9 protein-coding genes are annotated in these 12869 nt (G+C 71.6%); 6 read left to right on the top strand and 3 right to left on the bottom strand.

What is annotated here, in order from left to right:
- Nucleotides 1-87: 87 nt before the first annotated feature.
- Nucleotides 88-828, bottom strand: coding sequence for a DUF4328 domain-containing protein (locus AC1VWI_RS08265; RefSeq protein WP_499510290.1), 741 nt, complete (start codon nt 826-828; stop codon nt 88-90).
- 587 nt (nt 829-1415) lie between these two features.
- On the opposite strand from AC1VWI_RS08265, the gene AC1VWI_RS08260 reads away from it, so the two are divergent.
- From AC1VWI_RS08260 to AC1VWI_RS08235, 6 genes are all read left to right on the top strand, one after another.
- Nucleotides 1416-3833 (top strand): FtsX-like permease family protein, encoded by a 2418-nt coding sequence (locus tag AC1VWI_RS08260; protein WP_499516746.1) that lies wholly within the window; start codon nt 1416-1418, stop codon nt 3831-3833.
- A 268-nt stretch (nt 3834-4101) separates the two neighbouring features.
- Nucleotides 4102-5022 (top strand): carbohydrate ABC transporter permease, encoded by a 921-nt coding sequence (locus tag AC1VWI_RS08255; protein WP_499510289.1) that lies wholly within the window; start codon nt 4102-4104, stop codon nt 5020-5022.
- A 2-nt stretch (nt 5023-5024) separates the two neighbouring features.
- Nucleotides 5025-5969, top strand: coding sequence for a carbohydrate ABC transporter permease (locus AC1VWI_RS08250; protein ID WP_499510288.1), 945 nt, complete (start codon nt 5025-5027; stop codon nt 5967-5969).
- Nucleotides 5970-6084: 115 nt separating this feature from the next.
- Entirely contained in the window at nt 6085-7428 is a 1344-nt protein-coding gene (locus AC1VWI_RS08245; protein ID WP_499510287.1) for an ABC transporter substrate-binding protein, read from the top strand.
- Between the two features lie 153 nt (nt 7429-7581).
- A complete protein-coding gene (locus AC1VWI_RS08240; RefSeq protein WP_499510286.1) occupies nt 7582-8634 on the top strand; it encodes a LacI family DNA-binding transcriptional regulator in 1053 nt (350 codons plus the stop codon).
- A 161-nt stretch (nt 8635-8795) separates the two neighbouring features.
- Entirely contained in the window at nt 8796-10544 is a 1749-nt protein-coding gene (locus AC1VWI_RS08235; RefSeq protein ID WP_499510285.1) for a glycoside hydrolase family 35 protein, read from the top strand.
- Between the two features lie 374 nt (nt 10545-10918).
- Here the strand turns inward: AC1VWI_RS08235 and AC1VWI_RS08230 are convergent, their stop codons facing one another.
- Together AC1VWI_RS08230 and AC1VWI_RS08225 are read right to left on the bottom strand one after the other, a co-directional pair.
- The gene (locus AC1VWI_RS08230; RefSeq protein WP_499510284.1) at nt 10919-12175 is read right to left on the bottom strand and encodes an ABC transporter permease; all 1257 of its coding nucleotides are present in this window, start codon (nt 12173-12175) and stop codon (nt 10919-10921) included.
- Nucleotides 12172-12852: an ABC transporter ATP-binding protein gene (locus AC1VWI_RS08225; RefSeq protein ID WP_499510283.1), complete on the bottom strand. Its 681-nt coding sequence runs from the start codon at nt 12850-12852 to the stop codon at nt 12172-12174. Before AC1VWI_RS08225 ends, AC1VWI_RS08230 begins: the two co-directional genes overlap by 4 nt.
- Between the last annotated feature and the right edge of the window lie 17 nt (nt 12853-12869).

Below are 12869 nucleotides of genomic sequence, written 5' to 3'. Positions count from 1 at the left end.
CCGCCCCCGCTGACAGGGCGCTGACCGCACGCTGACACGCCACCCGCACGCGCCCGACGCCCCCGCCCGACGAGGGCGCGGCCCGGGTCAGGACAGGGCGAACGGGCCTTCCGTGGCCTTGCGGTGCTGCATGGCCGTCAGCTTGCGGACGAACAGGATGGCGAGGACAGCGGCGAGGATGTCCACGCCGTCCACGGCGATGGCGAAGCCGGCGGCGTCGCGGAGGTCGTCCGCGTAGCCCGAGCTCTCGTCGAACAGGCCCCCCGAGAGCCGGCCCAGCACGGAGGAGGCTATCCACGCCGCCCACCAGTAGGCGACCGGGCCCGAGTCGGCGGGCCGCAGGCGGCCGTCCTGCGTCGTCTGGGAGCTCGCGACCCAGGTCTCACGGGCGACCTTGGAGGGGATCCAGAGGTTGCCGATGGGGATGAACCAGCCGCCGATCGCCCACCCGCGGCCCTTCTCGAACCCGTTGGGGGCGAACACCTCGCCGTTGGAGCGGACCCGGTGGAACCAGACGATGAAGACGACGGCCGTCGCCACCAGGGCGAAGAGTTGCAGTACGGCGGCGCTACCCGTCCACAGGTCCGAGCGGTTCAGCGCGGACGGGTCGACGGTGGCGAGCTCGTCCGCGACCGCCGTGCCCATGAGGGAGTAGCGAGCGGCCTCCGCGGCGATGGCGAGCACATCGACCGCGATCACCAGCGACAGCAGCACCGTCACCGCGGTCGCCAGACCCAGCGGCGAACGGAGCACGGCGGTGGTCGCCGGAGGCCCGACGGGTACGGGGTACGGGGCGCCGGGCGGCGGCCCGACAGGGTTGAGCGACATGGAATCCCCCCAGGGACACAACATGGAGACGTGCCCGTCGAGCGGCGGGCAGGAGGACATTACGGCAGGAGATCTTGACCAGTCCACATGATTGAGCCGCGCCCGCGCGCCTTCGGCCCGGTCACGCCGGCGGCGTGGGGGAACGGCGCGCCACCTGCCGGTTTCCGCAAGGGAAACGGGGTGGCAGGGGAGCCTGTCCGCCGTAAGTAATGCGAGGGTCGAGAATTCCTCGTCCCCAGGTCCCGCGGCTCCCGGGGTCCGGCCTGGGGTCCACCTGCGAGCCCGGTGACGCACCTCGCCGCCACCAGTGTCGACACTCCTGCCACTGTGCGCGGGATCGGCCGGTGGACTCTACAGAACTGCTCTGACCAGGCAATATGCCGTACCGGTGAAGACGGTGAAGGAGAGCGGCGGGCACACTGTGATGACACCTTGTGGGTAGACATCGAGTGTATAGACAGCGTGTATATTCACTGCATGTTCTTCGACCCGCTCCGACTCCCGCTCGCGCCGCCCCCGCCCCAGGCCGCGTCCCGCAACCGCCGAGCCGTCATGCACGACGGCGTACCGTGCCCAGGGGGCCCCGCATGAACCGTGACGGTGCCGGGGCCGCGCCGGGGCGGTTCCGTTCGGCGCTGCGAGATCTGTGGCTCGGCGCGCGGCTGGCGGGCTCCGGGGGCCGCGAGGGGTGGATCCGCACGGCGCTGACCGCGGTGGGCGTCGGGCTCGGGGTGGCCCTGCTGTTCCTCGCCGCCGCGGTGCCGAACGTCCTCGACGCCCGCGCGGAGCGCGGGCACGCGCGTGAGACGCCGAACGTCGAGAGCGAGGTGTCGGTGCGGCGCGCGGACACGACGTTCCTCTGGTACGACGCGAGCACCGAGTACCGTGGCGAGGCCGTCGGCGGGCAGTTGCTGCGCCCGGACGGTCCCGGTGCTCCGCCGCCGCCGGGTGTGGCGCGGATTCCCGGGCCGGGGGAGATGGCGGTCTCGCCCGCTCTGCGCGAGCTGCTGGGCTCGTCGTCCGGCGCGCTGCTCAAGGAGCGGCTCGGTTACCGGATCACCGGGACGATCGCGGACCGGGGTCTGCTCGAACCGGGGGAGCTGCGCTTCTACGCGGGGAGTGCCACGCTCACCAGGAGCGGGGGTGCGATCAGGTCCGCAGGGTACGGCCATGATCCCGGCTCCGGGCGGTTCGATCCGCGGCTGGTGGTCCTGGTCGCTTTGATCTGTGTCGTCCTGCTGGTTCCGGTGGGCGTCTTCATCGGTACGGCCGTCCGGTTCGGCGGGGACCGCAGGGACCGCAGGCTGGCCGCGTTGCGGCTGGTCGGTGCGGATGTCGGGATGACCCGGCGGATCGCGGCGGGTGAGGCGCTGTTCGGCGCCGTGCTGGGTCTGCTGGTCGGTACGGGGGTGTTCCTGGGGGCGCGCCGGCTGGCGGGGTCGGTGCGGCTGTGGGGTGTGAGTGCTTTTCCTGCCGATGTCGCCCCTGACCTGCTGTTGGTGGGTCTGATCGTGGTGGCGATCCTGGTGGGGGCGGTGGTGGTCACCCTGTCGGCGCTGCGTTCGGTGGCGATCGAGCCGTTGGGGGTCGTGCGGCATGCCACGTTGCGGCCGCGTCGGTTGTGGTGGCGGCTGGTGAGTCCGGTGGTCGGTGTCGGCGTGCTGATGCTGACGGGGTCGGCGGACGGGGAGTTGGGGTCGGGTGGTGTGTATCCGGTCGCGCTGGGTGCGGTGCTGGTCCTGGTGGGGTTGACCGGGCTGTTGCCGTGGCTGGTGGAGGCCGTGGTGAGGCGGCTGCGCGGGGGGCCGGTCGCGTGGCAGCTCGCGGTGCGCCGGTTGCAGTTGAGCAGTGGGACGGCGTCGCGGGCGGTGAGCGGCATCACCGTGGCGGTGGCCGGTGCGATCGCGCTGCAGATGGTCTTCGGCGGCATGCAGGAGGACTTCGCCTCGCCGTCCGCTCCGAAGGCGGGGCGTGGGTCTTCCGCCTCTGCCGATGTCGTCCGTGCGGATTTCCGGGTTGCCGCGGCTTCGGAGGGCGTGGGCGATCCGGTCCTGGCGGAGCGGATGGCCGGGGAGTTCCGTCAGGTCAAGGGCGTGCGGCGGGTGGTCGCGACGGTCGAGGCGTATGTGAGTCGTCCGGATGCGGGTGGTGGGCCGGGGTCCGTCACCATGTTGACGGTGGGCAGTTGTGCGACGTTGCGGTCGCTGGCCTCGTTGTCCTCGTGCCGTGACGGTGACGCGTTCGTGGCTCACCGGCCGGGTGCGTCGCGGCGGGCGCGGGAGGCGAACCTCCTCACCGATGAGGCTGCCCGGCCGGGTGGGCGGATCGATCTCGACGCCGTTTCGGAGGGTGTTTCGGACGGCGAGTTGTGGACGTTGCCGGTGACGGCTCGGGCGGTGGTGGCGGTCCGGGATCCGGTGGGCGAGGTCCATGACGGCATCCTGGTCACTCCGGGGGCGCTGGCGGGGCACCGGTTGCCGCAGGCGTCGACGTTCGCGTCCGTCGCGATCGACCGCGGGGTTCCGGATGCGGCGGAGTACCTGCGCAATGCCGCGGCGCGGGTGGATCCGATGCTGCGGGTGGGCGGGCTGGTGAACGTGCAGCGGGACCGGCAGTACTCGAGTGTGCAGACGGGTCTGCGGGTCGGCGGGACCTTGACGGTCGCGCTGATCGCGGCGGGGATGCTGGTGGCGCAGATCGAGCAGTTGAGGGAGCGTCGGCGTCTGCTGTCGGTGCTGGTGGCCTTCGGTACGCGGCGCAGGACGTTGGCGTGGTCGGTGCTGTGGCAGACGGCGGTGCCGGTGCTGGCGGGTACGGTCGTCGCGATCGTGGGAGGGCTGGTCCTGGGGCGGGCGATGCTGGGCGTCGTGGTGAAGCCGGTGCGGGACTGGTGGGTGTTCCTGCCGTATGCCGGGATCGGTGCGGTGGCGGTCCTGGTGGTGACGGTGCTGAGCCTTCCGCCGTTGTGGCGGATGATGCGGGCGGACGGGCTGCGTACGGAGTGAGCGTGTGTGCCGCCGGTCTGCTGTGCGGGCCGGCGGTGGGCAAGTGGGTCCGGCTGAAGGGCTGTTGACGTGCGGGGACGGCCTGGCGGGGTGGTGTCGGGGAGGAACCGCGTGAGGGCCCTTGACGTGTCCTGATGGCCGGTGCCAACATCGCGTCCATCAAATGTTTGCGTAAACGTGCGCCGACTGCGGTCACTGATGTTTGCGCAACCATCCCGGACCCGCCCGATGTGGCGGGACCCCGCACGACGATGTGAAGGATGGGATCATGGCTGCCATACCGCCGCCACCGGGCACCGGCCGGGCCGCTCCTCCCCGAGGACGCCGGGGCCGGCGCTGGCTGGGATGGGGCTTCGTGGCACCGTTCATGATCGTCTTCGCACTGGTCTTCCTGGCGCCGATCGGCTACTCGATCTACCTGAGCCTGTTCCGCGACCGCCTCATCGGCGGGACCTCCTTCGTCGGCCTGGACAACTACGTCCAGGCCTTCCAGGACGGCCAGTTCTGGTCCGGCCTCGGCCGCGTCGCGCTGTTCCTCGTCGTCCAGGTGCCGGTCATGCTGGGCATCGCGCTGCTGGTCGCCCTCGCGCTGGACAGCGGGCGGCTGCACGGCCGGAGGTTCTTCCGGATCACGATCTTCCTGCCCTACGCGGTCCCGGCGGTCGTGGCGACGCTGATGTGGGGCTTCATGTACGGGGACCGCTTCGGCCTGGTCGCCGACATCAACGACACCTTCGGCGCCTCCCTGCCGAACCCCCTGTCGCCCGGCCTGGTGCTGGCGAGCATCGGCAACATCGTGACCTGGGAGTTCGTCGGCTACAACATGCTGATCTTCTACTCGGCGCTGCACGTCGTGCCGCGGTCCCTGTACGAGGCGGCCGAGATCGACGGCGCGAGCCGGCTGCGGATCGTCACCTCCATCAAGATCCCGGCGATCCGCGGGGCCCTGGTCATCGCGACGATCTTCTCGATCATCGGCAGCTTCCAGCTGTTCAACGAGCCCAGCATCCTCAAGCCGCTGGCGCCCAACGCCATCACGACGTACTTCACGCCGAACCTCTACACCTTCTCGCTGTCCTTCTCCGGGCAGCAGCACAACTACGCGGCGACCGTCGCGATCGTCATGGGGGTCGTCACGATGATCATCGCCTACGTCGTGCAGCTGCGTGGCATGCGCAAGGAGGCCTGACGATGGCCCAGTCGAGCACCCAGGCGGCCGTTACGGCCCCGCAGCGCGAGCGCCGCGGCGCCGCACCGTCCGAGCGCCCGGCGGGCCGGCGGCACTCTTCCGACCGGCCCCGGCGCAGCATCCTGCTCACCGTCCTGACCGCGCTGGTGGCGGTCTACACCCTGGTCCCGCTGGCCTGGCTGGTGATCAGCGCGACCAAGACCCAGAAGAGCCTGCTGGACTCCTTCGGGCTGTGGTTCAGCGGTGACTTCGCGCTCTGGGACAACATCCGGCAGACCCTCACCTACGACGACCACATCTTCGTCCGGTGGCTGCTCAACACGCTGCTGTACGTGGCGGTCGGCGCCGGGGGCGCGACGTTCCTGGCCGTCCTGGGCGGCTACGGCCTGGCGAAGTTCGACTTCCCCGGCAAGCGCGCGGTCTTCGCGGTGGTGATCGGCGCGGTCGCCGTGCCGGGTGCCGCGCTGGCCGTGCCCACGTTCCTGATGTTCAGCAAGATGGGCCTGACCAACACCCCGTGGGCGGTGATCGTGCCCTCGCTCATCTCGCCGTTCGGCCTCTACCTGATGTGGGTCTTCGCCTCCGAGGCGATCCCCGACGAGCTGCTGGAGGCCGCCAGGGTCGACGGTTCGGGTGAGATCCGCACCTTCTTCAGGATCAGCCTGCCGCTGCTGGGACCCGGCATCGTCACCGTGCTGCTCTTCACCGTGGTCGCGACGTGGAACAACTACTTCCTGCCGCTGATCATGATCAAGGACCCTGACTGGTACCCCCTCACCCTGGGGCTCAACGCCTGGAATGCCCAAGCCGCCACCGCGGGCGGGCAGCCGGTGTTCAACCTGGTGGTCACCGGCTCGCTGCTGACCATCGTGCCGCTGGTCGCGGCCTTCCTCCTCCTGCAGCGCTTCTGGCAGTCCGGGCTCGCCGCCGGCAGCGTCAAGGAGTGATCACCGGCGCCGCGGCGGCGCCGTACCCACCTCCCCCTGCGGTCCTGCGCCCGGCACACCCGTGCCGTGGCGGCGGGCGGTGCCGCAGACCATCACCACAACGAAGTGAGATGCGATGACGAACAAGCCACTGCGCCGTTCGGCGCAGGCGATCGCGGTGCTCTGTGCGGCGGCGCTGTCCCTGACCGCCTGCGGTTCCTCCGACGACTCCGGCTCGGGTGCCAAGGCCGCGGACGCGGGCAGCGTCGAGGCGGCGCTGGACAAGGGCGGCAGCCTGACGGTGTGGGCGTGGGAGCCGACGCTGAAGCAGGTGGTCACCGACTTCCAGGCCACGTACCCGAAGGTCAAGGTGAAGCTGGTCAACGCGGGCACGGGCAACGACCAGTACACCGCGCTGCAGAACGCGGTGCAGGCCGGTTCCGGGGCGCCGGACGTGGCGCAGATCGAGTACTACGCGCTGAGCCAGTTCGCGCTCGGCAAGTCCGTCGCCGACCTCAGCCCTTACGGCGCCAAGGACCTGTCCAAGGCGTACTCGCCGGGCCCGTGGAACTCCGTGGCCGTCAACGGCGGGGTGTACGCGCTGCCCATGGACTCAGGGCCGATGGCGATGTTCTACAACAAGAAGGTCCTCGACAAGTACAAGATCGCGGTGCCCACGACCTGGGACGAGTACCTGACCGCGGCCCGCGCGCTGCACAAGGCGGACCCGAAGGCGTACATCACCAACGACACCGGTGACGCCGGCTTCGTCACCAGCTTGATCTGGCAGGCCGGCGGTCACCCGTACACGGTGGACGGCACGAAGGTGGACGTCGACTTCGGTGACGCGGGCACCAAGCAGTTCACGGAGGTCTGGCAGAAGCTGATCTCCGAGAAGCTCCTCGCGCCGATCGCGTCCTGGAGCGACCAGTGGTACAAGGGCCTGGCCGACGGGACGATCGCCACGCTGTCGACCGGTGGCTGGATGCCCGCCAACTTCGTCTCCGGTGTCCCCTCGGCGTCCGGTGACTGGCGTGCCGCGGCGCTGCCGCAGTGGCAGGCGGGCCAGAGCGCCAGCGCGGAGAACGGCGGCAGTTCGCTGGCGGTGATGGAGGCGGCCAAGGACAAGCCGCTGGCCTACGCCTTCATCAAGTACGCGAACAAGGACGCCGGTGTCCAGGCCCGCATCAAGGGCGGTGCCTTCCCGGCCACGACGGCGGACCTGAACTCCCGGGCGTTCCTGGACACTTCGTTCCCCTACTTCGGCGGCCAGAAGGCCAACGAGATCTTCGCGAAGTCGGCGGCGGACGTCGTCAAGGGCTGGTCGTACCTGCCGTACCAGGTGTACGCCAACTCGATCTTCAACGACACCGTCGGCAAGGCGTACGTGTCCTCCACGCCGCTGCCCGACGCGCTGGGCACCTGGCAGGACGCCTCGGTCAAGTACGGCAAGGACCAGGGCTTCAGCGTCGGCGGCTGACGCCCCCTCGCGATCCGCGGCCGGCCCGGCGGCCCTCTTCGAGGGAGCGCCGGCGCCGGCCCGGGGGGCCCGCGGACCGCCGGTCCGCGCAGCTCGGCCCCCCTAGACTTCTGACCACCAACGGCAGTGAAACGTATGAGGTGTACGACGCACGTGGACGGGACCGGACAGAGCTCGGCGGCGGGTGCGCAGCGGCGGCGGCGCGGTGCGTCGATGGCCGACGTGGCCAAGCTGGCGGGCGTCTCGGCGCAGACCGTCTCCCGGGTCTCCAACGGTTTCCCCGGGGTGCTGGAGGAGACCCGGCAGCAGGTGCTGGCCGCGATGAAGGAGCTCGGCTACCGGCCCAACAGCGCGGCCCGGGCCCTCAAGCGGGGCGAGTTCCGCACCATCGGCGTCATCTTGTTCAACCTCTCCAGCACCGGCAACATGCGCACGCTGGAGGCCGTGGCCTCGTCCGCGGCCCGGGAGGGTTACGCCACGACGCTGCTGCCGGTCACCGTGCCCACGCAGGACGGGGTCCAGGGCGCGTTCACCCGGCTCGGGGAGCTGGCGGTGGACGGGGTCGTCATGATCATGGAGGTCCATCTGCTGGACGCGATGACGGTGGCCCTGCCGCCGACCGCGCCGGTGGTGGTGGTGGACTCCGACGCCGGGGACCGCTACTGCGTGGTCGACACCGACCAGGCCAGCGGCGCCCGGGCGGCCGTGGAACACCTGCTGGGTCTCGGTCACGGCACGGTGTGGCACATCGCCGGCCCGAAGGAGTCGTTCGCCGCGGAGCGCCGGGTGGGTGCCTGGCGGGCGGCGTTGGAGTCGGCGGGGCGCGAGGTGCCGCCGCTGCTGCGCGGGGACTGGTCCGCGGAGTCGGGTTACCGGGCCGGGCTGCGCATCGCGCAGGACCCGGGCTGTTCGGCGGTGTTCGTGGCCAACGACCAGATGGCGCTCGGGCTGTTGCGTGCGCTGCGCGAGCAGGGCCGTCGGGTGCCGGAGGACGTCAGCGTGGTGGGCTTCGACGACATCCCCGAGGCCGCCTCGTACATGCCGCCGCTGACGACGATCCACCAGGACTTCGCCGAGGTCGGCCGACGCTGCGTCGACGGGGTGCTGCGGCAGATCCGCAAGGACGAGGCGGAGCGGGGCACCACGCTGGTGCCCACCAGCCTGGTCGTGCGCAGCAGCACCGCGCCGCCGCCGCGCGGTCGCTGAGGCCGAACCCCCGACGGTTTCCCCGTGGTCACCGCATCGTCGCGATGGCAACGCAAACATTCCGTCACGGGGCGTCCCCGCCGGACACCGGCGAACACCCCGTGACCGCACCGCATGCACCACACGCACCAGAACTCGACTCCACTGGAGGAGCACGGCCCATGCCCGTACTGCGGATCGAAGGGAACGAATTCCGCCTCGGCGGCGAGCCGTTCCGCGTCATCTCCGGTGGCCTGCACTACTTCCGCGTCCACCCCGGCCAGTGGCGTGACCGGCTGCGCAAGGCACGGCTGCTCGGACTCAACACCGTCGACACCTACGTGCCGTGGAACCTGCACCAGCCGCGGCCGCACACCTTCCGCACTGAGGACGGCCTGGACCTGCCGGCCTTCCTGGAACTCGCACAGGCCGAGGGCCTGCACGTGCTGCTGCGCCCCGGCCCGTACATCTGCGCCGAGTGGGAGGGCGGCGGACTGCCGTCCTGGCTGCTCGCCACGCCCGGCATCCGGCTGCGCACCGCCGACCCGCGCTACCTGACCGCCGTGGACGACTACCTGGACCGGCTGCTGCCGCTGGTCGTCCCCTACCTCGCCACCAACGGAGGGCCCGTCCTGGCGGTGCAGGTCGAGAACGAGTACGGCGCCTACGGCGAGGACCCCGCTTACCTGACGCACCTTCAGGACAAGCTGCGCCAAGGCGGTGTGGACGTGCCGCTGTTCACCTGTGACCAGCCCGCCGACCTCGCCCGCGGCAGCATCCCGGGCGTCCTCGGCACCGTCAACTTCGGCAGCCGCCCCGCACAGGGCCTGGCCGCGCTGCGCGAGCACCAGGGCGACGGGCCGCTGATGTGCACCGAGTTCTGGAACGGCTGGTTCGACCGCTGGGGCGGTGTACACGTCGTCCGTGACGCCGCGTCGGCCGCCGCCGACCTGGACGAGATGCTGTCGGCCGGTGCGAGCGTCAACCTGTACATGTTCCACGGCGGCACCAACTTCGGCTTCACCAACGGCGCCAACGACAAGCACACCTACCGCCCCACCATCACCTCCTACGACTACGACGCGCCCCTGGACGAGGCCGGCGACATCACCCCCAAGTACCTCGCCTTCCGCGACGTCCTCGCCCGGCACACCACCGTCCCCGACGAGCCGCTGCCCGAGCCGTCCAAGAAGCTCAACCTCCTCGGCGTCCGGCTCACCGCGAACGCCCCGCTGCTCGGCTCCGCCGGCCGCCTCGGCCAGGCGGTGACCGGGCCGCGTCCGCTGACCATGGAGGAACTCGGCCAGGACTTCGGCTTCGTCGTGTACGAGACCGCCCTGCGCGAGCCGGGCCCCACCCTGCTGCACTTCGCCGCGATCGCGGACCGGGCACAGGTCTTCCTCGACGGCGCCGCCGTCGGCGTCCTCGAACGCGAACTGCACGAAGGTGCCCTGACCGTCACCGTGCCGGCCGGCGGCGCGACCCTGACCGTCCTCGTCGAGAACCAGGGCCGCGTCAACTACGGGGAGGGCATCCACGACCGCAAGGGCCTCACCGGCACGGTCACCGCCAACGGCACCGAACTGACCGGCTGGAGCAGCAGGCCCCTGCCCCTGGACGACCTGTCGGGCCTGACCTTCACCACCGGCGGCCCGCAGCCGGTGGGGCCGGCGTTCCACCGCGGGGTGTTCGAGGTGGAGCAGCCCGCGGACACCTACCTGGACCTCACCGGCTGGACCAAGGGCAACGCCTGGATCAACGGCTTCGCCCTGGGCCGCCACTGGTCCCGCGGCCCCCAGCGGCGCCTCTACGTCCCCGGCCCGGTCCTGCGGCCCGGCACGAACGAACTCGTCGTCCTCGAACTGCACGCCACCGCCCGCGCGACCGTCGACCTGCGGGACACCCCCGACCTCGGACCGACGGAGGAATGAGCGGGGCCTGAGCGGGGATCGAGCGCGCCGCCCCCCGCCCCGCCGTCCGGCACTTCGGACGGCGGGGCGGGGGCGGCTGCGATGATGACGGGCATGCCCATCGACTGGTCACGCCTCGAACACGCCTACGGGGCAACTCCACGAGCCGGGACACGTCCGCGCGCACTACGCGGCAGAGCTCGACGACATGCGCCGGGTGACCCGGCAGCACCTGGTGGCGCAGCCCTTCGACGGCGAGGAGGGCGAGTACCTCTACGCCCTGCAGGCGCTCCTGGCCTTCCTCTGCACCATGGGACCAGGCTACGCGGCGGCCGACGGGCACCGCGGGCCCGGGCGGACGCGCCGTCCGCCCGGGGCCCCGCGGCGGCGCGGGGTCAGGACGGGGCGCGGAGGGCGTCCACGGGTTCCATCCGGGCGGCGCGCAGGGCGGGGTAGAGGCCGGCGAGGAGGCCGACCATGGCGCCGGCGACCGGGGCGCCCAGGGCGAGGCGGAGGTCCAGGACGGGCGTCCAGTCCTTCACGGCGGCCACGCCGACGACGACCACCACGCCCAGGGCCGCGCCCACGACGCCGCCGAGGAGGCCGATGGTGGTGGACTCCGCCAGGAACTGCCCGGCCACCTGGCGCCGGGACGCGCCCAGGGCCCGGCGCAGTCCGATCTCGCCGACGCGTTCCATCACGGTGACGAGGGTGACGTTGGCGATGCCGATGGCGCCCACGACCAGCGAGACCAGCCCGAGGACCAGGAACAGGCCGTTGACGTCGCCCTGGACGCCCTTCCTGGCCTTGGACAGGTCCGGCGGGGCGGTCACGGTGAGCGCCTCCTCGTGTCCGGGGGACAGGGCGACCGGCGCCTGCCGGGCGACCTGCCGGGCCGCGCCGAGGGAGGTGTTGACCAGGACCCGGGTCACGTTGTCCATGCCCATCCGGTCCGCCGCCGTGGTCGGGGGCAGGATCACCGAGGCGGACAGGCGCTGCTCGCGTTGGAACCCGCCGAGCACGCCGATCACCGTGTACGACTGCCCCTTGAAGAAGACGGCTGGGGCGTCGCGTACGTCGTCGATGCCCAGCACCCGGGCCGCCTGGTCGCCGAGGACGGCGACCCGGTCGTGACGTGCGATGTCACCGGTGTCGAAGAACCGGCCGGTGGCCATCGTGCCGCGGACCGCCTCCGGCAGCGCCGGGGTGGCGGCGACGACCGCCAATGTCTGCTCGGTCAGCGCGCCGGGGGCGACCACGTCGTTCGCCCGGACCTGGACGTTCGCGCTGCCGTCGGAATCGGACAGTGCGGCGGCCGACTCCACACCCGCGAGGCGCTCGACCGCTCCGACACCCGGCCAGTCCACCAGCGGCGGATCGGCGGACCCCGGTGGTGGGGACGGCACCACGACCGTCACCGAGGTGGCGGTGAGGGCGTCGAACCGGCCGACGATCTGGTTCGCCGCCGTCGACGCCACGCCGATCGTGATGACCAGCGTGCCGATGCCCAGCACCGTACCCAAGGTCGTCAGCGCGGAACGGACCGGGCGGGCCAGCACTCCGGCCAGGGACTCCGACCACAGGTCCCGCGGGTCCATGAAGGGGCGTTCGTGGGCGGCGCGGCGCCGCACGCCACGGATGCCGGGCCTCATGCGCCCTCCTGCCGGAGCATGCCGTCGCGGATCCGCACCCGCCGGCCGGCCCGTCCGCTCACGGCGTCGTCGTGGGTGATCACCAGCAACGTCATGCCCTGGGCCTGCAGTTCGTCGAAGAGCGCGAGCACCGACTCGGTGTTCTCGCTGTCGAGGTTGCCCGTCGGCTCGTCGCACAACAGAAGGGCGGGCTCGCCCATCAGGGCCCGGGCGATGGCCACCCGCTGCCGTTCGCCACCGGACAGGCGGCCCGGCAGGAAGCCGAAGCGGTGCCCGAGTCCGACCCGCGTCAGTGCGGTCCGGGCGCGCTCGGCGCGGGTGCGGCGCGCACGGCCCGGGCGAGGGGTCCGGTAGGTCTCGGCGAGCATGACGTTCTCGTCCACGGTGCGGTACGGCAGCAGGTGGAAGGACTGGAACACGAAGCCGATGCGGCTGCCGCGCAGCGCGGTCCGCTCGGGATCGCCCAGGGCGTTGGTGAGGACCCCGTCGAGCCAGTAGCTGCCCGACGTGGGCCGGTCCAGCAGGCCCAGGGTGTTGAGCAGCGTGGACTTCCCCGAGCCGGAGGGGCCGACGATCGACAGGTGTTCCCCTCTCCTGACCTCCAGGTGCACGTCGCGCAGGGCGTGCACGGGTGGGTCGGTGTCGAACACCCGGCTCAGGCCGGTGAGCCGGATCACGGTGTCCGGATCCGGCG

Source organism: Streptomyces sp. TOM-9, assembly GCF_056858595.1.
This window is presented reverse-complemented; position numbering and strand designations above follow the sequence as displayed.

Coding starts and splice junctions, on each gene's coding strand:
- AC1VWI_RS08260 (WP_499516746.1), top strand. CDS start 1,416: ATGAACCGTGACGGTGCCGGGGCCGCGCCGGGGCGGTTCCGTTCGGCG.
- AC1VWI_RS08245 (WP_499510287.1), top strand. CDS start 6,085: ATGACGAACAAGCCACTGCGCCGTTCGGCGCAGGCGATCGCGGTGCTC.
- AC1VWI_RS08265 (WP_499510290.1), bottom strand. CDS start 828: ATGTCGCTCAACCCTGTCGGGCCGCCGCCCGGCGCCCCGTACCCCGTA.
- AC1VWI_RS08230 (WP_499510284.1), bottom strand. CDS start 12,175: ATGAGGCCCGGCATCCGTGGCGTGCGGCGCCGCGCCGCCCACGAACGC.
- AC1VWI_RS08235 (WP_499510285.1), top strand. CDS start 8,796: ATGCCCGTACTGCGGATCGAAGGGAACGAATTCCGCCTCGGCGGCGAG.
- AC1VWI_RS08250 (WP_499510288.1), top strand. CDS start 5,025: ATGGCCCAGTCGAGCACCCAGGCGGCCGTTACGGCCCCGCAGCGCGAG.
- AC1VWI_RS08255 (WP_499510289.1), top strand. CDS start 4,102: ATGGCTGCCATACCGCCGCCACCGGGCACCGGCCGGGCCGCTCCTCCC.